We start from the raw sequence: 25,112 nt of genomic DNA, 5'->3' as shown, positions 1-25,112 counted from the left end.
AGAATCATTTTGATTTGATAAAGATATAAAAATGAGTAAAGACAAAGAAGACTCCGCTACCCATATAGAAAAAAAGAAAGTACTATTCATAGACCGGGATGGTACGATCATTAAAGAAACCGTGGATGAACAAATTGATGCGTTTGAAAAGATGATTTTTTATCCTAAAGCATTTACCTATCTGGGTAAAATTGCCAAAGAATTGGATTACGAATTGGTGATGATTACCAATCAAGACGGATTAGGAACTGATTCCTTTCCGGAAGATACCTTCTGGCCGGTTCATAATTTTATTTTAAAATCTTTTGAGAATGAGGGAGTGGTGTTTGATAAGGTTTTTTTAGATCGGACTTTTCCTCATGAAAATGCTAATACCCGAAAACCAGGAACCGGGCTACTAACCGAATATTTTTCCGAAGAATACGATTTGGCTAATTCATTTGTCATCGGAGATCGTTTAACCGATATGGAGTTGGCTAAAAACCTAGGAGCAAAAGGGATTTTTATACAGGATCAAACCCATTTGGGTACTGATGAAGTAACTGTCAAACAAGAAGAACTTCAACCTTATATTGCCATTGAAACTAATGATTGGGAAAAAATTTATGAATTTTTAAAACTAGAAGAACGGGTTGCTGAAATCACCCGAAAAACGAATGAAACTGATATTTATATCAAATTAAACCTCGATGGTACCGGAAAAAGTGATATCACTACTGGGATTGCTTTTTTTGATCATATGTTAGATCAGATTTCGCGTCACGGACAAATGGACTTGGATATCAACGTAAAAGGAGACCTTGAAGTAGATGAGCACCACACTATTGAAGATACCGCTATTGCTTTGGGTGAAGTCTTTAGTAAGGCATTAGGTACTAAATTAGGAATTGAGCGCTATGGCTTTTGTTTACCTATGGATGATTGCTTAGCGCAAGCAGCCATTGATTTTGGCGGACGTAACTGGTTAGTTTGGAAAGCGGACTTTAAGAGAGAAATGATTGGCAAAATGCCTACGGAAATGTTTTACCATTTCTTTAAATCCTTTACTGATGGTGCCAAAGCTAATTTAAACATTAAAGCGGAAGGGGAAAATGAACACCATAAGATTGAAGCAATTTTTAAAGCTTTTGCCAAAGCTATTAAAGTAGCGGTAAAAAGAGATGCGGATAAAATGATTTTGCCGAGTACAAAGGGGATGCTTTAGAGCCCCCAAGCACCTAAAGGGGGGAATTATATAAGAATTATGAATTCAGAATTCAGAATTATGAATGAAATTATAAAGAATGATGATTCTACTTTGCCTCCAGGCGGAGGGGGCATAGTGATTATCAATTACGGAGCAGGTAATATTCAGTCAATTAAATTTGCTTTTCAACGTTTAGGTTACAAAGCTATTTTGAGTGACGATCCGGAAGTGATTAAGAATGCAGACAAAGTAATCTTTCCGGGAGTCGGAGAAGCAAGTAGTGCCATGAATAAATTAAAAGCTTCCGGATTGCATACCTTAATTCCGCAATTAACCCAACCGGTACTTGGTATTTGTTTGGGAATGCAATTAATGTGTACTCACACTGAAGAGGGAGATACGGAGGGCTTAGGAATCTTTGATGTAAAGGTTAAAAAATTCAGCTCTGATGTTAAAGTTCCGCAGATTGGTTGGAATCAGATCGAACAACTATCTTCCCCTTTGTTTAAAGACATTAAAGAGAAAGAATACATTTATTTAGTACATAGTTACTACGCCCCGGTCATTACCGAAACCATTGCTCAATCCACATACGGCATCACTTATTCAACCGCTTTACAAAAAGACAATTTTTACGGAACCCAATTTCACCCGGAAAAGAGTAGTACCGTAGGAGAGAAAATTCTAGAAAACTTTCTCTCCTACGGTATTAAGTATTAAGTAAAAAGTGAATTATGGATAATGAATAAGTTTGAAAATTTAAATATTTGGAAGAAGTCTATGGAACTGGTTGAAAAAGTTTATGAAATAGTAGGATTATTACCAAATGATGAAAAATATGGATTAATTTCTCAAATTAAAAGGTCGGCTATATCTGTACCTTCAAACATAGCAGAAGGTTCAGGTAGAAATTCATCGAAAGAATTTTTACATTTTCTCAGTATAGCAAATGGATCGCTATGCGAATTAGAAACTCAAATTTTATTAGCTACAAAACTTAAAATGACAACTAAAGAAAATACAGACGATATAATTTGTAAGTGTCGAGAAATTAGGAATATGAACTTTTCCTTACAAAGAAGTATTAAAAACAAACATAAATGAGTTTTAACTTATAACTTAAAAAATTGATCTTTTTATAACTTAATACTTCGTACCTAATACTAAAAAACTATAATCATGAGAATCATCCCGGCCATTGATATCATCGACGGAAAGTGTGTCCGGCTTTCCAAAGGGGATTATGCTACTAAAAAAATATACAACGAAAACCCGCTGGAAGTTGCTAAGGAGTTTGAAGACAGTGGTATTCAATACTTACATTTGGTTGACTTGGATGGAGCCAAATCTAAGCATATCGTCAATCACAAAATTTTAGAAAAGATTGCAACTAAAACAAGGTTAAAAATTGATTTTGGGGGAGGTTTGAAAACTGATGATGACCTTAAAACAGCTTTTGAAAGTGGAGCTAATCAAATTACCGGGGGAAGTATTGCCGTAAAAGACCCGTCAACCTTTATATCTTGGATTAAAAATTACGGGTCTGATAAAATTATCTTAGGAGCTGATGCTCAAAATGAAAAAATTGCGGTAAGCGGCTGGCAGGAAGAGAGTGAAGAAGATTTAATTCCGTTTATTCAAAAATATCAGGAAAACGGAATTTCCTATGTTATTTGTACCGATATTAGTAAAGACGGTATGCTCGAAGGCCCGGCTTTTAATTTATATCAAAAAATTCTTGATAATTGTAAGAATCCGAACGAGAAAATTAAATTAAGGTTAATTGCTTCCGGGGGAATTTCAACTTTTGATGAACTACCTAAATTAGCAGAAATAGGTTGCGAAGGGGTCATTATCGGAAAAGCGATTTATGAAAATAGGATTAGTTTAAAACAATTAGAAGGATTTATTCTAAACAACTGATAATTAAGAAAGTTTCAGAATAAACTGATAAAATAGCGAACTTATATACTATGGAAGCAGAAATTTTAAGAGAATTTAAAGAACAAACCTGTTATCGGCTAGACGAATCTACAAGAATGATTTATAAGGCTTTAGAAGAGATAAACGAAGAAGAAATTTGGAAGCGTTTTAATGAATCTTCTAATAGTATTGGAAATTTAATCTTGCATTTGTGTGGTAATATCCGTCAATATGCTATTGCTTCTTTAGGAAATCAGAAAGATATTAGAATAAGAAATGAAGAATTTTCAAGTACGGGAGGACATGATAAACAAAGTCTTTTAACTAAATTATCCAATACTGTAGAAGAAAGTAAAGAAGTTTTAAAGAATTGTTCCCATTCTGAGATGATGCGAAAAAGAGAAGTACAGGGGTTTCACTTTACCGGAATAGGAATTGCGATTCATGTGACCGAACATTATTCGTATCATACCGGACAAATTGCATTTTGGGTAAAACAATTGAAAAATAAAAAGGATTTGGGTTTTTACAAAGGATTTGATTTAAACCTTAAAAATAAAAATTAGCATGCTAACAAAAAGAATCATTCCTTGTTTGGATATTAAAAATGGACGAACCGTAAAAGGTGTTAATTTTGTAGGTTTACGAGATGCCGGAGATCCGGTTGAACTAGCAGATACTTATTCAAAAGCAGGAGCAGATGAACTGGTGTTCCTGGATATTTCTGCTACAGAAGAACGTCGTAAAACCCTGGCCAACCTGGTACTGAGAATAGCAGAAAAAATTAATATTCCATTTACCGTAGGAGGTGGCATTTCTTCGGTAGAGGATGTGGATATTTTATTGCAAAATGGGGCGGATAAAGTTTCCATTAATTCTTCTGCAGTAAAAAGCCCGGACTTAATCAATCAGTTGGCAGCAAAATTTGGTAGTCAATGTATTACCGTAGCAATAGATGCCAAACAAGTTAAAGGAGGTTGGAAAGTTCACCTGGTAGGGGGGAAAGTACCTACAGAACTGGATTTATTTGAATGGGCAAAAGAAGCCGAAGAAAGAGGGGCAGGCGAAATTTTATTTACCTCTATGGATAATGACGGGACTAAAGACGGATTCTCAAATTGGGCTTTATCTAAGCTTTCTAAAGAATGTAATATTCCAATTATTGCTTCGGGTGGAGCCGGTTCCATAGCACATTTTGTGGATGCTTTTAAAGTGGGTAAAGCAGATGCAGTACTGGCAGCAAGCGTTTTTCATTTTAAAGAAATTGCTATTGATGACTTAAAAGAAGAGCTTGAGAAAGAAGGAATACCAGTTCGAATATAAAATAGTAAGTATGGAGTCTAAAAACAAACATATATTAAGTAACGAGGATAAAGAAGATTTAGGTTTATTACTTTTGATGCTAAAGGCAAATAGAAAAGATATTGTTACTGAAGAGGAAATCTTTAAAGTACTTTCTAGGTAACTTATAATTCTTTATAATCACTATGATGTGTACATATTCATAGGTAATTTAATCAATTGTAGTTTTAAAATAAATACTACAAAATTTAAACTAATCAATGACAATCGATTTTACTAAAACAGACAACGGTTTAGTTCCGGTAATTATTCAAGATGCCACTACTAAGACGGTGTTAATGCTGGGGTATATGAATCAGGAAGCTTTTAAACAAACTGAAACTTCCGGAAAAGTCACCTTCTACAGTCGCTCAAAGCAACGTTTATGGACAAAAGGAGAAGAAAGTGGTAACTTTTTACAGGTGGTTTCTATTAAAAATGATTGTGATAAGGATACCTTACTTATTCAAGTAAACCCTCAAGGACCAACCTGCCATACCGGTTCGGATACGTGTTGGAATGAAGAAAATACATCGGATTACGGATTCATCACAGAATTAGAAAACGTAATCGAACAACGTAAACTACAATCTCAGAAAATAACCGAAGAAAAAGACACTTCTTACGTATCTTCTCTATTTAAAAAAGGAATGAATAAAATTGCACAGAAAGTAGGGGAAGAAGCCGTAGAAGTCGTTATTGAAGCAAAAGATAATAACGACGATTTGTTTCTTAATGAAAGTGCCGACTTATTATTTCATTATTTAATACTCCTACAAGCTAAGGACTACAAAATTACTGACGTTGTAAGAATTTTGAAGTCAAGGGTTTAGTTCCTATCAATTAAATAATCGGTTAAAAGTAAAATTATCCGCTAAAAAGTTGTTTTATTAACAAAAAATTATATTTTTGCCCTATAAAATTTAATGTTTTGAATTATAGAGCAAAATTACTTTACGCTTTTATCGCATTTTTTCTACTGTACTCCTTCTCGTATAGTCAATGTAATGAGAGCCGGGAAATAGTCGTTTGTAATATGCAAACTATAGATGGCGATAGTACTCCCGGACCAGACGGAATTATCAACCTGTACACCGAGTTAGGTATCCCTTCCGGTACAGGTACCTGGCAGGCACGTCCCAGATACGCTGGTACTCTAGATCAAAGTACCGGAAATGTAAGAACCTGGGAATTTCTAAACGCTACGACTAATATTACTCGTGAAGAATACAGGTTTGAGTTGTTTACCGCAGCCTGTGGTAATACACCAGCGATTGTTGCTGATTTGATTCTTGGTCCCTATGCTGGTGAAGCGGCTCCACCACAAGCTAATGGTGCCAATGCGGAAATATGTGAAACGGATCGATTGGATTTATTTGAAACCCTAACACAAAACGAATTTATCCCCGCACCACATTTAAACGGTAGATGGGAATATATAGGAAGTAGTTCGGGAGCTAATTTTAAAGGATCCTTTGATTTAAACGGTTCTACTTTTAGTGCCGTTGTCCCTAAAAATGATGATGATCGTTCTACGGATAATGAAATTTTTGAGTTAAGATATACTGTTAGTAATACCACAGACTGTACTGCTAATAGTAAAGGAGAGACTATAGTAAAAGTTTCTGTAGTACGTCAGGTAGATCCCGGAACCGGAAATTTGATAGAGATTTGTGAAGAAGATATTACCGCCGGGAACTGGGATACAGATATTAATTTAAATGATGATGCGTATCTGGTCGGTGAAGATAAAGAAGGATACTGGTTATCTGAGTTAGACCTTACCGGACAACTTGAAAACGAACAGGATTCTATTATTAACATAAGAGAGATCTATGATGATTTAATAGCAAATAGAGGAGCTCGTTTTGGTTGTGCATCCTATTCCTTTACCTATTTTGTACCCCAACGTTCTGCGGTTTGTACAGAAAGGAGAGCTTCGGTATCTTTTCAAATTTTTGAAGAATTAAGGCCTTTTGAGCAATCCCCGGGTATCCCTGAGCTATGTATCAACCAAATTCCGTCTACATATGACCTTTATAATTTAATAGATTTTGAAGACGATGGTACTAATAATTTTAGCTATAATGATGATAATTACGTTAGCTGGAGACAGGTTTCCGGTCCGGCAGATTTAGGAATTTTAACCCAACCTAATTCCCTATCGGACTTTATACCGGATTATGATTATCATTTGGGTACTATTAATTTAAACGCAGGAGTTCCCGGAAGTTATACATTTGAGTATGCAGTAGCTCCAAAAATTAACTGTACTGGCGCTAATGAGATTCTTGACCCCTTTGTTACGGATTCACTGGATCTTACTTTTGACCTTACTCCCTGTAGTGTATTATCTACCCTTATTACCATTGAATTATTACCTTTTGACTATGCTGGAGAAAATACAGAAGACTTAATCTTTTGTAATACGGATACATCAATTAACCTGGTAAGCTTACTGGATACAAACGGTCGTGATACAATAGTGCCTGGCGGGGTTTGGAGAGATTCTATTGGAAACCCTATTCAGAATGAATTTGTATTTCCGGTAATCGACTCGGTACAACGCTTTAATTTTACCTATACTACCACTACGGCTAAAAGCTGTACGGATAGTGCTAACCTTAAGTTTGCCGTTTATAAACAGGCAAATGCGGGAGATGGTACCGATATCACACTATGTTCTGATGATTTGAACGTAACATTATTTGACTTACTTACGCAAACTCCGGATACTATCGGTAGATGGACAGGACCTTTCGGGTATGAATCCGAAGATCACCGGGGTGTATTTGATGCTAATAATACGATGTTACCTGTATTGGGTCAAGGTACTTATACGTATTTAATAGAAGGAAACGAAGGTTGTCCGGATTCGGATCAGGCAACCGTAAATGTTACCATTATCGATCCGGTTCCTATCGGTGAAGACATCTTTGTTTCGTATTGTATATTGGATGGTCGTGTCAATTTATATGATGTATTAGACCGTCAAACTACCAGAACCGGAGTCTTTCGGGATATTGAAAACACAGCAGCCTTGAGTGCGGATGGAGTTGTCACTTTTGAGCAGTTACCTAATCCGAACAATGAGGTAAATAAAATTTATAATTTTCAATACGTTGTTCCTAACCTTGCTCCCTGTGATGAATCTACGTTAAACGTAGAAGTGACTATTATTGACCTGCCAGAACCGGTAGTACCTAATCCTCAATTTTGTATCCTGGATGCTAAACGTCTGGATGATATTGAAGTAGATGTAGATAACTTTAATTGGTATGCAACCTTAGAAAGTGATACACCCATCACAGATAATCCTATCTTACTCGATAATGATGTATACTATATTGCTAATGTAGATGTAGATAATTGTGAATCGGACCGGGTAACGGTAACCGTAGATATCTTAAACACCGGAGAACGCTTTGCAAACGGAGATATTTGTACCCTGGAGTTTCAGGATGGCGTCTCACCGGATAATAATAATCAGAACGATACTTTTTCTTTATTTGTAGAAGAAGAGTTTAATATACCCGAAGCCTTTCCGGATTTTAACCTTCAAATTTTTAACCGTTACGGTACGCTGGTATACGAAGCAGATAAAAATACGGAAGAATTTAGAGGAGAAAGTAATACTTCCGTCCGTCTGGGAGACGATTTGCCATCAGGTACCTACTTTTATATTTTCAACCCGAACTTTGATAATAACCTTCCGATGCAGGGAAGCTTTTACCTAGCCCGATAACCTATGAGAACACTACTAATTTTAGGAATAGCCATGCTTTTTTCCGTCTTTACTTACGGACAACAAGAGCCTCAATATTCCCAGTATATGTACAATATGAGTACGGTTAATCCCGGATATGTAACTAATCAAACCGGAATGATTTCTACCGGATTATTGTATCGCAAACAGTGGACTTCCATACCGGGATCCCCGCAAACGGCGAATGTTTTTGCCAACATTCCTTTAAATGAAAAGATAGAAGTAAGTGTCAACTATGTAAATGACAATATAGGGGATGCTATCAATGTGAAGAATGATTTTGTAAATGCAGATGTTGCGTATATCACACGACTTTCTGAAAAGTTCAGATTATCCTACGGTCTTAAGCTTGGTTTAAATAGTCTTCAGGTAAATGCTTTGGATTCTAATGTAAGTGATGATCCTGCCTTTGCAGACAACGCCTCCCAACTTAATATGACCTTAGGTGCCGGATTATTCTTGTTTGCTAATAATTTCTATGCTGGAGTTTCATCTCCTAATTTATTACCGAATGATGCGGAGTTAGGAGAAATTGGAGTTGCACAATCAAAAACGCATCTCTATGCGATTAGTGGTTATATCTTTGATGTGAGTAGTGATGTAAAACTAAAACCCTCTACGGTTATTAAACAAGTTTTAGACTCTCCGCTGACCTTTGATGTCTCTTTAAATTCTTTGTTGTTTAATCGTTTTGAACTTGGAGTTTCGTACCGGTATCAGGATGCTTTTATTGCCCTGGCAGGTTTTTCAGTAACCCCAAATTTAAAGCTAGGCTATTCCTATGATTTTAGCACCAGTGATTTAAGTGGTTATAACAACGGAAGCCATGAAATTATATTACTCTATAATTTTGATTTATTGAGTTTTAGCAAAACGTTTACTTCACCTAGATTCTACTAGTACTATGAAAAAATTACTACTATTTATAGCAATAATAGCCTTTTCCAGCCATTTAACAGCACAAAAGAAAAGCAGAGCCGATCGGTTTTTTGAAATTAGAGATTATAAAAATGCCGCTTTATCCTATGAAGAAGAACTAAATCAAAAAGGATATGAGAAACATATACTTGAAAATATTTCAGTGGCTTATTACAATACGTTTCAGTTTAAAAATGCATATCGGTATCTTAAAATTCTAACGGCTGGTAAGTTTTATGCAAAAGATAAAAGTTACGACAACCAGTATAATTTTATGATGTTCCAGGTCTTGTCGGCTTTAGGCAAATATGAAAAAGCCATAGACTTCTTAGCTACTTATAGAAAGAATTCCGGAGTCACTAATTTCTTAAAAATGGAAGCTATCGAAGAGATAGAAGCCTTTAAGTTAAAAGATGACGATTATGTTATTGAAGAAGCAGGATTTAATACGGAGTATTCTGAATTTGGTGCGGTAAAAATGGATTCTTTACTCTACTTTACTAGTGACCGCCCGATGGGGAAGTTGTTAGGAAAAAATTATAAGTGGACACATCGACCTTTCCTTAATATTTTAAAAGGAAAGATTGATGATAATAATGTAGTTAGTGACATCGAATCTATTTCTGATGAAATTAATACGCCATTACATGAAGGTACCTTTTGTTTTGCCCTAAATAATAATGCCGTTTATTTTTCTAAAAGTTACGAAAAAGACGGAAAAAAGAAATTTGATTCTTTGGGCAACAACCCGGTACATCTGTATCGGTCTCTCAAAGTGGATGGTAACTGGGAAAAACCGGAAGCTTTACCCTTTAACGATCTACAATATTCTACGGAACATCCTGCCATTAGTTCGGATGGAACTACATTGTATTTTAGCTCTAATAGGCCCGGGGGATACGGAGATTTCGATATCTATGCAGTACAGATTAATGAAGATGGTACTTACGGAGAGCCTCATAATCTGGGAGAAACCATAAACACTTCGAATCGCGAACAATTTCCATTTATTAGTAAAATAGGACATTTGTTTTTTGCATCAAACGGTCATTTAGGATTAGGAATGATGGATAATTTTGCCGCCGAATTTAAAGATGGAAAATTACAAAAACCCATAAATCTAGGTACCCCTATTAACTCCAGTTATGATGATTTTGGTATAAGCTATCATGAAGCTACTAAGGGCTATTTTTCATCTAATCGAAAAAGTAAAAACAACGATGATATCTATCAGTTCGAACAAGTAGGTGAGATTTTTCCAAAACCTTACCAGGTTACTTTAGAAATCAAAGATTTTGCTACGGATAGTCTCATTAAAAATGCATATACCGAATTAATTATTGGGGAGGAAAGTATAGTAAAAGATAGTTTGGTGACTGGTAGTACGCAGATTACAGTACTACCTGGTAAATATAAATGGTCCGGAAATGCTAAAAATTATTCTGAGAAGCAAAAACAGTTGGTAGTTAAAGAAAAACAAAATCAAACTTATACGCTGTTTTTAGAAGAAGACAAGACTATTTTGGATTCAACTAAATTAAATACGGCAAACGGACAGCTCCTTACCGCTACGGAAGGTAATCAAAAGCCAAAATTAACTGGTGAAGCTTTAAAAAAGAAATTGCTGGAAGATGTAGAAGGTCCGCCGGTGGTAGAAAAAAACGGTAGGTTATTCTTTGAATTACCCCCTATTTATTTTGACTATGATAAATGGAATATTAGGGCTGATTCAAAAAAAGTTCTGGATGATTTTGCAAAAAAACTGGATAAATACAATACCGTTTACATCACCATTGCATCTCATACTGATAGTAGGGGAACGGTAGATTATAATCAGGAATTATCTGAAAAAAGAGCAGAATCCACGCGTAACTACCTTGCCCTGGAAGGCTATGTAAATGCGCGAAGAATGAAGTTTGCCGGATATGGTGAATCACAACCTTTAATAAATTGTGATAGTAACGATTGCGGTGAAAAAGAACATCAGCTAAACCGGCGAAGTGAATTTGAAATTGTTAAATATTAATTGTTATTATGAAAATTTTTGGATTATTTATTCTAGGGTAAGTTTGAAGGTAATGAATATTAGGAGATAGAAGGTGAGTTAATTATAACTACTACAGCTATCAATGATTCAAGTATATAACAAAAAGTTAATTGAGGAATTCGTAAAAAATTGACCTATAATTTCCCGAAATTTTGGTTATTTCTATGGAGAATTTCTATCTTTGCATTTCACAACATTTCAGATGATACTTAATTTAATGTGCTTTCTTTAGCAAATAGTATTAGTTATGAATTTGATGTCATTTAAAGTGCATCACACAAAATTCAAAGAAATTTCGATTTCAGAAAATAAGGTTTTTCTACATCCATCAACTTCTAAAAATCTGGGAACAAAAGATGATGATTCATTGTCTTTTAATTTTTTAGATATTGATAAAATTACGGTGAAAGAAAAATTTCTATTTATTCGTTTAGCAGAAAAAAAAGCGCAAGAGATAGTTCCCTTATTTAAATTAAAATTAGTCAATACAGAAGATTCAGGAAGATTAGTTTTAGCTTTATATGATAATTCTTATCTGAAGTCTTTACAAAGAAAGGAATTAGCTTTTTTTTCAGTTATTAATCATTATTCCTTCTATATTTTTCTATACCTGCTTTTTACAACCTTTTTATATACTATTGGAAGTTTATATGCTGAAAATACAGAAACATCATATAACACAAATGTATTAGCAATTAAATTTCACAATATAGTACATACACATATTTCTGACACGGTGTTTTATAGTTTTATGATGATGCTCTTGTTAAGCGTAATAATTATTATGCGAAAGGCTTATAAAAACTCAAAAGACTTGTATTTATTTAAGTGTTGTTCTTAAAAAAACATCTTCTAAAATATAATTTTCAATCGTATAGCAATTGTAATGGCTTTAATATACAATAGTATTGGTGTATTAGAATTGACCCAACTATTTTATTTATAGCTATTAATCCTACCCTAAATCCTTTCCAAAGGAAAGGACTTTTAGCTACCTTCCCTTTGGGAAGGTCTGGGGATGGGATTAATTGATATGAATTAGTTTAAACTAGAGCAGTTGTAATTTGAAATAAGATCAGCTATATTGGGCGGATGAATTTATTCCCTTCCTCTTTTGTTTTAAGTTTGATCTTTTTTGTTTTTTCGTCGACCTATGCACAGGTCAATAATAATTATCTGGGATTTTGGAAATCCAGGGGTTACGGTTGGATTATTAAAATAGATAATGAAAATATACAGTTTTATGATAGTAACGATCAGGCATGTGTTTTTAATCAGACCTTTCCTATTTCATTTCTTCAAGACAAAATGAAAGTAGACGACAATGTTTTGATCATAGAGCAGGGAGTAACTAAATATTGGTTTGATCGAATTGCTCAGGTTCCGGAATTATGCAATAAAAAGTGGTCAAAAAAGGAACTACGTGATCCAATTTTAAACTTTGAATTCTTATGGCATACGTTTAATAACCAATACGCTTATTTCAAGGAAAGAAAGGTGGATTGGCAAGCCTTAAATACGAAGTACCGTAAACAAATTGATCAACATACAACCGATGTAGAATTGCTAGTACTTTGTGATGCTATGCTAGAAGAACTAAATGACGGACATGTGAGCATTGAAGCTTCGGATAAATTGATGCGTAAAGCGGCTAAACTTGGCAATTGGGATACCAGGGATGATGCCGATTTTTATGGACTACGTAAACAAATAATAGAACGTTATGTTACAGATCCTAAAGCCTTTAATTTATCTAAAGTTGTTTGGGGTAAAATTAATGATCAAGTAGGGTATTTACAGCTTAATAGTATGGAAACCGTTGCAGATTACGGAATTACCCCGGATATGAGTGCTAAAGAAGCTAAAAAATTGTACGTAAAAGCAATGTCAGAAAGTAATACCCCTTTAAAAGATCTAATAAATGGAATTAATTCGATTATGAAAAAAGTAGTTGAAGATTTAAAAACTACGGAGCATTTAATACTTGACCTTCGGTTTAATGGAGGGGGTGTAGATATGGTTGGACTTACAGCTTTAAGCTACTTAATTAACGAGGAAAAAGAAGTTTTTACAAAAACACATCGGGTAGGAGATCAATACGCGGATAGTTATAATTATATACTAAAACCTGCGACAAAAACCTACATGGGTAAACTTCATATTTTACAAAGTTATTGGACTGCTAGTGCTTCTGAAGTATTATTGTTAGCATCCAAAGCGTATGAGAATATAGAAAGAATAGGTTCCCCTTCCGAAGGTATTTTTTCGGATATTTTGTCCAAGAAGCTACCCAATAGATGGGATTTCGAGTTATCCAATCAAGTTTATAAAGATAAAGAAGGGATAAGCTACGAAGTAATCGGAATACCAGTTCATAAAGATTTAAACTACCCTAAAGATCCATATAAATTTGTGGAAAATTTAAAAAATGAACTTAGTACTACGAACAAGGATAAAGCGATTGAATATGTGATTCGTAGTTTTAAGAAGTGACAAAAAATTCACAGGAGTAAAAGATCAAAATGTCGAAATATTTGTGTAACTAAAAGTAGAAACCTTTAATACGTTTGAGAAATACCTTATGACAGATAAAAAAGTAAGTAATATAAATCAAATTGCCAAAGAAATTCAACTACTTATAGAGCAAAGTAAACAACAAGTTGCGCTTTCGGTTAATACCACAATGAGTCTAATGTACTGGCAAATTGGTAGAAAAATTAATAAAGAAGTTTTAAAATACGAAAGAGGCACTTATGGTAAACAGATTGTCCTATTACTATCAAAACAATTGACAACTGAATATGGCAAATCCTTTTCTGAGAAAAATTTGCGTAGAATGATGCAGTTTGCTTCATGCTTTCCAAAGGAAAATATTGTCGTACCAATGATACGACAATTGAGTTGGACTCATATTTTAGCCCTTATTCCTATGGAGGATCCTTTAAAACGTAAATTCTATTTACAATTATGTATTCATGAAAAATGGAGTGTACGGACGTTTCGTGAAAGAATTAAGTCAATGCTTTATGAACGTACTGCCATAAGTAAAAAACCTGAAGAAACAATAAGAAAGGATTTGGCTAAACTATATAAAGATCAAAATATTTCGCCCGATCTAGTATTTAGAGACCCGTATTTTCTGGATTTTTTGGGCTTATCTGATTCTTATTCCGAACAAGATTTGGAAAGTTCTATTCTTATTGAGCTTCAGAGATTTATAATAGAACTTGGTAGTGATTTTGCCTTTATGGCACGTCAAAAACGTATTATGATAGATAGTAGAGATTATTACATTGATCTCTTGTTTTATCATCGAAGGTTAAAATCTTTAGTAGCAATTGATTTAAAAATAGGGGAGTTTGAAGCTTCTTTTAAAGGACAGATGGAACTATACCTGCGCTATCTTGAAAAATATGAAATTGTTGAAGGTGAAAATAGCCCAATAGGTTTGATTCTTTGTACCGGAAAAAATGAAGAACATGTGGAATTATTACAATTGGATAAAAGCAACATAAGAATAGCCGAATATCTAACGCTTTTACCATCTAAAGAGATCTTACAAAATAAGTTGCATCGCGCTATTGAAATTGCTAAAAACAAATCAAACAATAAGAAAAGTTAAGATTAACCTATTCAAAATTTTATCTTAAATTATATTTTTCTAACACATTCATATATAAATAAGTGAAGTTCATATTTGCCAAATATTCTTTACATACATCATAATAATTCTCAATCACCAAATAATTGTATATTATCAAATTAAATCGTAATTTTGCACTCCTTTTGATGAATAGGAGAATAAAAAGGAATTAAATTTTTAATCATAACTTCTGTATAGTTTTCACATAAGTTCTCAATAATATACAGGATACAAATTTAATCTTCAATGTCTGAAGAAACAAAAAACACAGATGTTCAGGAGGTTGCAATACAAGAGGCACCAAAAGCAGTGTCCGAGCAACAAAAAAATCCGGAACAATTTTTAGAGGAATTTAACTGGCACAATTACGAAGAAGGTATTGATCCGATTGCAGATTCAAAATTAGAAGAATTTGAAAAATTGGTGGCTGAAAATTTTGTGGACACGTTAAATGACGAAGTAGTAGAAGGAAAAGTAATTAATATTACGGATCGTGATGCTATTATTGACATCAACGCAAAAAGTGAAGGTGTTATTTCTTTAAATGAATTTCGGTACAATCCGGATTTAAAGGAAGGTGATAAGGTTGAGGTATTAATTGATGTACGAGAAGATGCTACCGGACAATTGATCTTATCCCACCGTAAAGCCCGAGTGATTAAAGCCTGGGAGCGTGTAAACAACGCCCATGATACTGGCGAGATCGTAAACGGTTTTGTAAAATGTAGAACAAAAGGAGGAATGATCGTTGATGTTTTTGGTATCGAAGCCTTTTTACCTGGGTCTCAAATTGATGTAAAACCAATTCGGGATTATGATGCGTATGTAGGTAAAACTATGGAATTTAAAGTGGTGAAAATCAACCATGAATTTAAAAACGTAGTAGTATCGCATAAAGCATTGATTGAAGCGGATATCGAAGAACAAAAGAAAGAGATCATTGGCCAGTTAGAAAAAGGTCAGGTTCTGGAAGGTACCGTAAAAAATGTTACTTCTTACGGGGTATTCGTAGATTTAGGAGGTGTAGACGGATTAATTCACATCACGGATCTTTCCTGGTCAAGAATTAACCATCCTAATGAGATTGTAGAATTAGATCAGAAATTAAACGTGGTAATTTTAGACTTTGACGAGGCTAAAACACGTATCCAATTAGGTCTTAAACAATTAAAACCACATCCGTGGGAAGCGCTTAGCAAAGAAGTTAAGGTTGGAGATAAGGTTAAAGGTAAAGTAGTAGTTATTGCTGACTATGGTGCTTTTATCGAAGTAGAAGAAGGCGTAGAAGGTTTAATCCACGTTTCTGAAATGTCATGGTCGACACATTTAAGATCGGCTCAGGATTTTGTAAGCGTAGGAGATGAAGTAGATGCGGTTATCTTAACCCTTGATCGTGAAGAAAGAAAAATGTCACTGGGTGTGAAGCAATTAACTCCGGACCCATGGACGGATATTACTTCTAAATACCCTGTAGGTTCAAGACATACCGGAATTGTAAGAAACTTTACCAATTTTGGAGTGTTTGTAGAACTAGAAGAAGGTATCGACGGGCTTATCTATATTTCTGATTTATCCTGGACTAAAAAGGTCAAGCACCCGTCTGACTTTACTAACGTAGGAGACAAGTTAGAAGTAGTGGTTCTTGAATTAGATGTGGATGGTCGTAAGCTAAGTCTGGGTCATAAACAAACCGAGGATAATCCTTGGGATAAATATGAGAAAGACTTTGCCGTAGGAACTAAACATACTGCAACTATTGCTGATATTGTTGATAAAGGCGCAACTATTGAATTTAATGAAGATATTGTTGCCTTTGTACCATCTAGACACCTTGAAAAAGAGGATGGGAAAAAGTTAGCAAAAGGAGAAGAAGCAGAATTTCAAATCATTGAATTTAATAAAGAATTCAAAAGAGTGGTTGCTTCTCACACCGCATTATTCAAAGAAGAAGAAGCTAAGATTGTAAAGCAGGCAGCTAAGAAAGTTGCAGCTAGCAATGCAGAGAAAACCACCCTTGGTGATATTGACGCATTGGCAGATCTTAAAGCAAAAATGGAAAAAGGAGGTAACTAAACTCCTTAATATTTCAAATAGAAAAAGCCACCTGTAAACCGGGTGGCTTTTTTTAGTTTATCTTTACTATAGGTATTGACAACTAATTTATTACAGATAAGTTAGTAATTGGTACGGACTATGATTACATTGACTAAAATTTAATACATGATTTCGAATTACGGTTTTCTTATCCTTTCCTTGTTTCTTTCTTGTTTTACAATATCAGGTCAAACCAGTGAATTGCCCATTGATGCAAATAGCGAAGTAGACCCGCTTTATGAGAGATACAGTCCGAAATTACAGAAAACTCTTGAAAATGAAATATTTATTAATAAAAAGTGGAAGCAACTGGTAAATTCTAAACGGATGTCCATAGGTATTGTAGACCTTAGTGATATTAATAATATTGAATACGCCGGGTTAAACGACACCCATATGATGTATGCGGCCAGCCTTCCTAAAATTGCGGTGCTATTAGCAGCTATGGACGCCATTGATAAAGGGGAATTAAAAGATACTCCTGAGGTTAGGAAAGATATGCGGTTAATGATTAGTAAATCTAATAATCAAGCTTCTACCCGTATGATTGACCGGGTAGGTTATGAAAAAATAGAAGCTGTATTACGAAGCCCAAAAACAGATTTATATAACGAAGAAGTAGGAGGTGGGCTATGGGTAGGAAAACGTTATGCTGCCGGAGGTAGAAGATACCCCGACCCACTCAAAGGTTTAAGTCACGCAGCCACTACAAGACAGGTTTGTAGTTTCTATTATCAATTGGCTTTAGGAAACCTGGTAAGTGAAGAACGCTCCGAAGAGATGCTAAAAATTATGAAAGACCCAGCCTTACACCATAAATTTATCAATACGTTAGATAAAATTGCACCTAAAGCCACTTTCTATCGTAAATCAGGTTCCTGGAAAAACTATCATTCGGATTCTGTAATGGTATGGGGACCTAAGCGTAGATATATTTTAGTAGCCCTGATTGAAGACTCCTACGGCGAACAAATTATCCGGGATCTCGTGGTACCTCTTGAAAAAGTAATGAAAAAGTCAAGGTCGATTGTTAGTAAATAGGTGTCAATGTTAAAAACACTGTTTAAAAAGACCTTTGATATACGGGACGGAGAAATACGGATTTCGTTCTTTATGCAACTTTACATTTTCTTAATTATAACGGTGCTACTTATTGTAAAACCTACGGTTACTGCTCTTTTCTTATCCAAACTCGGAGCCTCCCATCTGCCTTATGCCTATATGATTGTTGCTATTGTGGCAGTAATAGCTTCGTACTTCTATAATCGTCTGGTAAAGAAAGTTTCTCTACAACGATTAACGATGGGAACTCTTTTCTTTTTTAGTATGTGTTTCCTTGTTTTCGGATTTCTTTTAAAAACCATATTCTTAAATAATTGGATTTTATATGTGTATTATATTCTGATCGCACTTTTTGCGGTTCTAACCACTTCCCAATTTTGGTTGATAGCAAATCTGGTTTACAATGCCAGGGAAGCTAAACGGCTTTTTGGATTTATAGGCTCCGGAGCAATTGCCGGGGGTATTTTTGGGGGATATCTAACTACCATTTTGGCACCGATAACCGGAAATCAATTTCTGATTATTTTAGCCGCTTGCCTTATTCTATTATGTATACCCATCCTTAAAATAGTCTGGTTTATTAGGATTAGAAAGCTGAATAAATATGCCATACAACAACGCCAACTTTCTAAAACTACAGAAAATAGTAAAAACTCCTTTCAACTTATCTTAAATTCGAAACATTTGTCTTTACTGGCTTTAATTATTGGGGTTAGTGTGATTATGGCAAAATTGGTAGATTTTCAATTTAGTGATTTTGCTTCGGTCCGGATACCGGATTCGGATCAACTGGCTTCGTTCTTTGGATTTTGGTTTTCTACTTTTAATGTATTGGCATTGGTAATTCAATTATTCTTAACCAACCGGGTTTTAGGAGTATTAGGAGTTAGTTCTACTTTACTGATTTTACCTTTAACCATAGCTTTAGGGTGTTTAATTTTTTTAGCCGTACCTGAACTAGCTATTTTAATTATCATTAAAGGTTTGGACGGAAGTTTTAAACAGTCTTTAAATAAAGCCGCAGTCGAACTTTCAATCTTACCTATCCCATATGATATAAAAAACAGTGCTAAAGCTTTTATTGATGTAGTGGTAGATAGCCTGGCAACTGGTATCGCCGGTCTAATTTTAGTATTTATTATTCGGAAATGGCAATTAGATACTACCTATATCACCATTATCATTTTATTTTTTCTATTTGTTTGGGTGCTCCTTATTTACAAATTAAGAGAAGCGTATTTTGATTCGTTTCGGCAAAACTTACAACTTTCTTTATCCGCTTCAGAAGAAAATTCCGGACAAGTACAAAAAGAAAATAATCTCCAATCCACCTTCCAGATTTTAAATGAAGGCTCCGAGACTGAAATTTTAGTCTTATTAGATCGCTTAACCGAATTTAATAGTAAAAACCTTAAGGAAAGTATCATTCGCTTATTAGACCATCCTTCACATCGGGTAAAAACGGCAGCGGTAAACCAGTTATATGCTTTTGATAAAGGTACGGTAACTGATAGAATCGAACAGTTGTTATGGGTTCAGGATGATGAGTTGGTCGTAGCTTCCTTAAATTATTTATTACTACATACGGATTTAAAGGATGATGAATTATTTAAAGCCTACCTGGATCATGAAATCGATTATATCTCAAATGCCGCTTTACTTTGTCTGGCAAAAGAAGCGCAACACAACCTGCGGATTGCCACAAAGTACCAATTGGATTATCGGATTAATGAAAAGGTCAAAGAACTTTCTGAAGATGAAGCCTCGCATCGAAGAGAAGAAATAGCGGAATTATTAATTACCATCGGATATGCAAGAATTCCTAGGTTTTATTCTTATATCGGGGCAAACCTTCATCATAAAGACGAATATATCATTAAGCATGCAATTAAAGCAGCGGGACTTACGGCTTCAGAACAGTTTGTACTCCCCCTGTTATCTTTTTTAAAGTATAACAAATTAAGGAAAAAAACCATTAGAGCTTTACAATCCTATGGTCCTGAAATCACCCAAACCGTATTAAAAATGGATAGTGATGATTTACTTAAAGTTGCTACAAAAAAATACATTCCGAAGATTGTGGAGTCTTTTTATAATCAAAATGCAGTTAGCATTTTGGTTCGCTTTTTACGGAGTAAAGATATTATTGTAAGAGTGCAGGCTTCAAAATCTTTATTAAAAATTAAAAGAAAAAAACCAGTACTTCAAATCAATCGAACCCTAATTAATAAGTATTTACATAAAGAAAGTATTTCTTATAAAAATACGATTAACAGTATTATCTCACTTGAATATCAAAATAGATTACTACTGGAACATTCAGAAAAGTTAAGCGATCAGCAAACGGAACAACATATTGCTAGAAATGAAATTATCCTTTTACTTAAACAACAGTTGGACTTAAATTTAACTGCAATTTTTAACCTACTAAGTTTATTATACGATCAGACAGATATTAAAGTAGTTTATGATGGATTAAAAAGTGATTTTAAGGAAGCTAAAATGAATGCTATCGAATTTCTGGATAATATGTTACAAACAAAAGTAAAGATGAAGGTATTGCCATTAATAGAGTTTCATACCACTTATATGTTGAATCAACAGTTTGAAGAGCAAGCTTCCGTTCCTATCAAAGAAGAAATGAAATGCTTGTTGCTTTTATTAAAAAACCGGGGTAAGACAACGAAGTTAGCCGTATTAAACCTTGTTTTTCATCTTAAAGATCATCGTTTTAAAAGAACGGTTCGAGCCTTAAGAAACCATAAAAACCCAGAAGTTGTAAAGAGCGCTTTTAAGGTATTAGAAGTACTAAACTAGATTGGCTCTTCGAGATATTAATTATTAGAAAACAATAATAACCTACGACCGTATTACCTTATCAATTTTGCTACCTAAATACATATGTGCCCCTGCGCTGTTTTTATTTAATACATTACTCATTAAACAAACAATATATTTAGTACCGTCCGGTTGCTCTACAATAATTACCGAATTCATATAATTATAAACGTTACCTGCATAAGCCGCACAATTAGGATCTTTATTACGATCACATTTATAAAAGCTACCGGATTTAAAGTATACGGAAGCATCGTCCAGTTCAGGGGATTTGGCGTATCGAATTCTTCGGTCCGTGAGATATAACAAACGCTTCATTTCTAAGCTTGATTTTTCGTCTACTACCTTTCCTTGTTCCAATTGTACCAGAAATTTCATTAACCCAACCGGAGTACCAATACTTCCACCTTTATCTCCCACATATTTATTTGCGGCTCCGGTAAAAAAGCTACCTAAACGCCATTCGTCATGGGTAATACCCAGCTCCCGTAAAGGTAGGTTTACTACATCATTGGCTAAATTGGTTAAAGAATCCCTTGGGGTATCTTTAAAATAGGTTTCTGCTTCCTCTTCGGTTAACTTTTCATATTGTTCACCAAAAGCTGCCATCAACAGGGCTTCTCTCCAAACTACACTAGCAGCCCCATTATTACTTACCGAAACCATATGATCTGCCCATTCGTATAATGAAAATTCGTCACCGGATTGCACCCTTCTGCGGGTTAATTTTTCACTTTCAATATCATAAATTGGGATGGTATGATGATCTCCGGTGCCCCAGTATCGAGCGTGTACCCGTTTATTTTTAAGCAGGGCGGTACGGGCTTCCCAGGAATCCGGACATAATTTTGCTAACTGTGTAAATAATGCATTTAACACTGCTATTTTTCCAACACTACCCGGTTGATACCCACTATTTTCGCGATACGCGGCGTACTTTAAACTATCAGGATTGGACATATCCAGAACGGTCGCAGAATAACCACTTCCGGGAAACAAACGATTGATTTCCTTAGCAAACGTCGCATCCTCTTGCAATAACAACGAAATGCTATCATCTTTACGCGAAAGAAGGTTTAAAGTAATGTCTGCCACATTTTTAAAAGCACCTTGCGGAATCCTACGGTTATCCACACTATCTTCCATCATTTTCTGAAGTTGATACAACCGGGCAATACCCGTTTTTTTATATCCGTCAATAGGATAGTAAGTACTAAAACCAAAAGATAAAATAATGGCAGTGGCAACGATAAAAGTAAACAGGGTACGCATAGGCTAAAGTTTAGAAGCTAAATTAATTTTTTGTTGTTCCCGCACAATCGGGGTAATGGAGGTTAAATATTCGGATGTTTTAGCATTTTTATTTTCTACAAAAGGCCGAATCTGAAAGAGCCATAGTTTATCACTTTGAAAGCCTAATTCCACATCATACGCACCATCGTAGTCCGATTGGGTTTCTTTAGGTAAAATTGTACGAATTTGTCGGGCAACTTCGCGTATGGCTGAAATATTAGAGTCATTTAAAATAGGTTGGTCAAAATGGGTTGTATGTTTAGAAGTTCCCCCGGTTTTTGGTAATCGGATATAATCTACTTGCCGTGCAGGGGCTAATAAATATTGTGAGTTTTTGGTAATTAAACGGGTTTCTGCAGATTGCCCGTCAACTGCACCTCCGGCACCCCGGCTAAAGGCTACGGTAAGATCATTATCCGTTCCTTCATTAATGCCTTTGGTAATTAACACCCCGGAGTAATCCACATCTACACTAGGAATAATTAAAATGGACGGAAATACATTTTCAGGGTTTGCCAGGTATTTCTGTCGCCATTTAAAACTACGTTCTGTATAGGGTGAAGCCCAAACATTTTTAATGCCTTTTAAGATTTGCGTAGTATCTAATATATTAAATAACGTAAGGTTGAGGCCGGCACCCGTAAATTCTTTTAAGTCTTCCATATTCGTATCACTACGTAAAAAGACTGGTACGCTACCTATTTTTCCCTTAAAGATGGTTTTGAATTGGGAAGTAAGATTGTTTTCAAATTCCGGTAATAGTGGCATTTTAAGAATGGCTTCCCTAAGGGTTACCAGGCTTTTTAATTGATATTGTTCTACTTCTTCTTCCGGGGTACCACTCGCTCTTTTTTCATCAGCGGTTTTAAACATGCTAGTTAGATACTCCCAATAGGATTGTGAAGTTCCGGGCATTTTTTGATCCATATGTGCTTTAAAAATTCCAAAAGGAATCACCAGACCTTCAACTACTTTGTCCGGGAACATCTTTTTTAATTGTCCCAGGTTGGCTGCTTTAGGTCCGCAAAGCTTACCGGAATCGGAAGCATCTACTTTCCGCATATCTAATACTTCTTTAGTATCTAATTGGATTTGAGCTACAGGTACTTCAATTTTATCTGTTTTACGCTCTTTTTTAGTAAACAATTGAAGTTCTTTTGCCGACATTTGATCAGCAGGCTTGATAATTACGTTGCCCTTATTAGAAACCGCATAAAAAACTTTGGAACCGTTATAGGGTAGTAAATCTTCCAGGTTTTTATCAGATAGCGCTGCATTTGGTATTCCCAAGTTACGGGCTAATAACTGAACGTGTGACACTAAATTACCTTCGGAAACGGTTAAGATTCCTGCTACCGGTTTTAGATCCGAAGGGGGTTGTTTAAAAACGTAAATATTTTCTGAGTTTACTTCGGTTTTTTCGGGAGAACCGGAAACCACAATTAAAGTTCCCTGTGCATATCCCGGATTTAAACCCCGAATGCTACTTTGATTTTCTAAAGAAAATACTTCATTTTGGACTGCGGATTTTTGGGCAATAAACGATCCAAGTTTACTCACACTTTCTCCTAAACTTAAAGCTACCGAAGAACGTATCCGGTCATCGATAAACCCATACGACTTAGGCTCAAAGGATGTATAGGTAGTGACTACATCTTGATAGACGGCTTTTACCTGTGAGGTTGACCATTCTACAATACTACGTGCGCTTTTTAAAAAATTGTTCAATTCTTTTAAGCTTACCTCTTTTTGTTTATCCGCAATTATAAGCTGATTCTCTACTGCATTCCATTCCCATTCTTCTAACAATCCGGTACCTGTAGTCAATTTTGCCAGTACTTCAATTTTCCCAAGCAATTCGGATACGCTTTCCGGGTTCCAATTTTGAGTTTCTTTCAGGGCAATGCCTTCTAATTTATTAGATAGGTCCAGAAGTAAAAGCCTTTCTTTTCCGGTTTTATAAGCAGTAATCTGTTCACGAATATCACATAAAGCTACGGCAATAGCCATAATTTGTTCGGATGGTTTCTTTTGGCTAAGGGTGTTGGTGAATGTTTTGAGCGTAGTAGTTAGTCCTACGGAATTTGATAGTTTGTCAATGATAGCAGTTAAGCTTGCTACATCTACCGGCTCATAATAAGCGGTCATGGTTGTATTTAACTCATCAAATTGTTTTTTTAAGGCTGGAGTAATTTTAGATTGATTTTTTTTTATAAAAGTCTGAACTAAAGCTATATCGGTTTGATCAGGATTTCCGTGAATTTTAATACGAGCATCCATAAATTCCGGTAATTCTTCGGCTAAAACCTTGGATTGACTCCGCATCAGTTGCGCCAGGTTACTATCCCCTTCATGCGGAATGTCTTTTAAAGTTTGGCGAATAAAATAGTACTGTTCTTTTAAAATTTGGTCGTTTTTAAGCAAATCCGTATAAAATTGGATTCCCCATTCTTCTTCATCTTCTGACTGTACGGCTCCCCGGTAGTATTGTCCTTTTTGTAATATCCAGCCATCGTCAACACTATTTAAATATCTCCCCAACTGATACTGTTTGATTCGGCTATTATTATTTGTAGCATCCCAAAATTCTTTAGGATTGGTATAGGCTAATATTTCACCAAAAAAAATATGATGTTTTTTGCCCAGTTCTTCAACTTCTTTTTTATAGCTGGCATGTTGGATACCGCCACCGATAGAGTCAGGACAGGGATCTTTGGGTTCCCGAATCGATCCGTCTTTACAAAACCATTTGATACGATAATACGGCCCGCGACGATCGTTTTTTAAAGTTTCAATTTGTTTTTGAATTTGAATAACCGGTAGTTCCTGGGTAAACGTAGTTTGCGATACCAGTAATAGGGTTAGTATTAAAGCAAAGAAAAGAATAGTATGATGTTTCAAATTAACAGTAATTTAGAAATCCGGTTAAAAGTATTGTTTTATTTAACATTAACTTCCGTTCATCTCTATAAAGATTAACCCAAATGCAATAGGAAGTACA

19 protein-coding genes are annotated in these 25,112 nt (G+C 35.1%); 17 read left to right on the top strand and 2 right to left on the bottom strand.

All coding sequences use genetic code 11. The features are described from left to right. The first annotated feature begins 31 nt into the window (after window positions 1-31). The 17 genes from hisB to NBT05_RS15105 all read left to right on the top strand — a co-directional run bounded on the left by hisB (window position 32) and on the right by NBT05_RS15105 (window position 20,797). Window positions 32-1,204, top strand: coding sequence for a bifunctional histidinol-phosphatase/imidazoleglycerol-phosphate dehydratase HisB (hisB, locus tag NBT05_RS15185; RefSeq protein ID WP_265770730.1), 1,173 nt, complete (start codon window positions 32-34; stop codon window positions 1,202-1,204). Between the two features lie 60 nt (window positions 1,205-1,264). Continuing rightward, window positions 1,265-1,906, top strand: a complete 642-nt coding sequence (gene hisH / locus NBT05_RS15180) for an imidazole glycerol phosphate synthase subunit HisH (protein WP_265770729.1) — start codon at window positions 1,265-1,267, stop codon at window positions 1,904-1,906. Window positions 1,907-1,927: 21 nt separating this feature from the next. Further along, window positions 1,928-2,290: a four helix bundle protein gene (locus NBT05_RS15175; RefSeq protein ID WP_265770728.1), complete on the top strand. Its 363-nt coding sequence runs from the start codon at window positions 1,928-1,930 to the stop codon at window positions 2,288-2,290. Window positions 2,291-2,365: 75 nt separating this feature from the next. After that, window positions 2,366-3,109, top strand: a complete 744-nt coding sequence (gene hisA, locus NBT05_RS15170; protein ID WP_265770726.1) for a 1-(5-phosphoribosyl)-5-[(5-phosphoribosylamino)methylideneamino]imidazole-4-carboxamide isomerase — start codon at window positions 2,366-2,368, stop codon at window positions 3,107-3,109. 50 nt (window positions 3,110-3,159) lie between these two features. Continuing rightward, the gene (locus tag NBT05_RS15165; protein ID WP_265770724.1) at window positions 3,160-3,675 is read left to right on the top strand and encodes a DinB family protein; all 516 of its coding nucleotides are present in this window, start codon (window positions 3,160-3,162) and stop codon (window positions 3,673-3,675) included. Window position 3,676: 1 nt separating this feature from the next. Further along, on the top strand, window positions 3,677-4,432 hold the full coding sequence (hisF, locus tag NBT05_RS15160; RefSeq protein ID WP_265770723.1) for an imidazole glycerol phosphate synthase subunit HisF: 756 nt from the start codon (window positions 3,677-3,679) through the stop codon (window positions 4,430-4,432). Between the two features lie 10 nt (window positions 4,433-4,442). Beyond that, window positions 4,443-4,574 carry a hypothetical protein gene (locus NBT05_RS15155; protein WP_265770722.1) on the top strand — a complete coding sequence of 44 codons (132 nt, stop codon included), beginning with the start codon at window positions 4,443-4,445 and terminating at the stop codon, window positions 4,572-4,574. A 97-nt stretch (window positions 4,575-4,671) separates the two neighbouring features. Next, the gene (hisIE, locus tag NBT05_RS15150; protein ID WP_265770721.1) at window positions 4,672-5,283 is read left to right on the top strand and encodes a bifunctional phosphoribosyl-AMP cyclohydrolase/phosphoribosyl-ATP diphosphatase HisIE; all 612 of its coding nucleotides are present in this window, start codon (window positions 4,672-4,674) and stop codon (window positions 5,281-5,283) included. A gap of 203 nt (window positions 5,284-5,486) precedes the next feature. Continuing rightward, window positions 5,487-8,195, top strand: a complete 2,709-nt coding sequence (locus tag NBT05_RS15145; protein ID WP_265770720.1) for a gliding motility-associated C-terminal domain-containing protein — start codon at window positions 5,487-5,489, stop codon at window positions 8,193-8,195. Between the two features lie 3 nt (window positions 8,196-8,198). Then, window positions 8,199-9,116, top strand: a complete 918-nt coding sequence (locus NBT05_RS15140; protein WP_265770719.1) for a type IX secretion system membrane protein PorP/SprF — start codon at window positions 8,199-8,201, stop codon at window positions 9,114-9,116. Window positions 9,117-9,120: 4 nt separating this feature from the next. Continuing rightward, window positions 9,121-11,160, top strand: a complete 2,040-nt coding sequence (locus NBT05_RS15135) for an OmpA family protein (protein ID WP_265770718.1) — start codon at window positions 9,121-9,123, stop codon at window positions 11,158-11,160. 268 nt (window positions 11,161-11,428) lie between these two features. Further along, entirely contained in the window at window positions 11,429-12,022 is a 594-nt protein-coding gene (locus tag NBT05_RS15130) for a hypothetical protein (RefSeq protein ID WP_265770717.1), read from the top strand. Window positions 12,023-12,306: 284 nt separating this feature from the next. Further along, window positions 12,307-13,674, top strand: a complete 1,368-nt coding sequence (locus NBT05_RS15125; RefSeq protein ID WP_265770716.1) for a S41 family peptidase — start codon at window positions 12,307-12,309, stop codon at window positions 13,672-13,674. An 88-nt stretch (window positions 13,675-13,762) separates the two neighbouring features. Further along, window positions 13,763-14,803, top strand: a complete 1,041-nt coding sequence (locus NBT05_RS15120; RefSeq protein WP_265770714.1) for a PDDEXK nuclease domain-containing protein — start codon at window positions 13,763-13,765, stop codon at window positions 14,801-14,803. 267 nt (window positions 14,804-15,070) lie between these two features. Further along, on the top strand, window positions 15,071-16,897 hold the full coding sequence (gene rpsA, locus NBT05_RS15115; RefSeq protein ID WP_265770713.1) for a 30S ribosomal protein S1: 1,827 nt from the start codon (window positions 15,071-15,073) through the stop codon (window positions 16,895-16,897). Between the two features lie 147 nt (window positions 16,898-17,044). Continuing rightward, window positions 17,045-17,959 carry a serine hydrolase gene (locus tag NBT05_RS15110; protein WP_265770712.1) on the top strand — a complete coding sequence of 305 codons (915 nt, stop codon included), beginning with the start codon at window positions 17,045-17,047 and terminating at the stop codon, window positions 17,957-17,959. A 6-nt stretch (window positions 17,960-17,965) separates the two neighbouring features. After that, window positions 17,966-20,797 carry an Npt1/Npt2 family nucleotide transporter gene (locus tag NBT05_RS15105; protein ID WP_265770711.1) on the top strand — a complete coding sequence of 944 codons (2,832 nt, stop codon included), beginning with the start codon at window positions 17,966-17,968 and terminating at the stop codon, window positions 20,795-20,797. A gap of 42 nt (window positions 20,798-20,839) precedes the next feature. Here NBT05_RS15105 and NBT05_RS15100 read toward each other — a convergent pair whose 3' ends face one another. Together NBT05_RS15100 and NBT05_RS15095 are read right to left on the bottom strand one after the other, a co-directional pair. Further along, the gene (locus NBT05_RS15100) at window positions 20,840-22,090 is read right to left on the bottom strand and encodes a serine hydrolase (protein WP_265770710.1); all 1,251 of its coding nucleotides are present in this window, start codon (window positions 22,088-22,090) and stop codon (window positions 20,840-20,842) included. Between the two features lie 3 nt (window positions 22,091-22,093). Beyond that, window positions 22,094-25,012 (bottom strand): PEP/pyruvate-binding domain-containing protein, encoded by a 2,919-nt coding sequence (locus NBT05_RS15095; RefSeq protein ID WP_265770709.1) that lies wholly within the window; start codon window positions 25,010-25,012, stop codon window positions 22,094-22,096. Between the last annotated feature and the right edge of the window lie 100 nt (window positions 25,013-25,112).

This window comes from Aquimarina sp. ERC-38 (genome assembly GCF_026222555.1).
Taxonomy (GTDB): domain Bacteria; phylum Bacteroidota; class Bacteroidia; order Flavobacteriales; family Flavobacteriaceae; genus Aquimarina.
The sequence above is the reverse complement of the archived record's forward strand: the minus strand, read 5'-3'. Positions and strand labels throughout refer to the sequence as shown.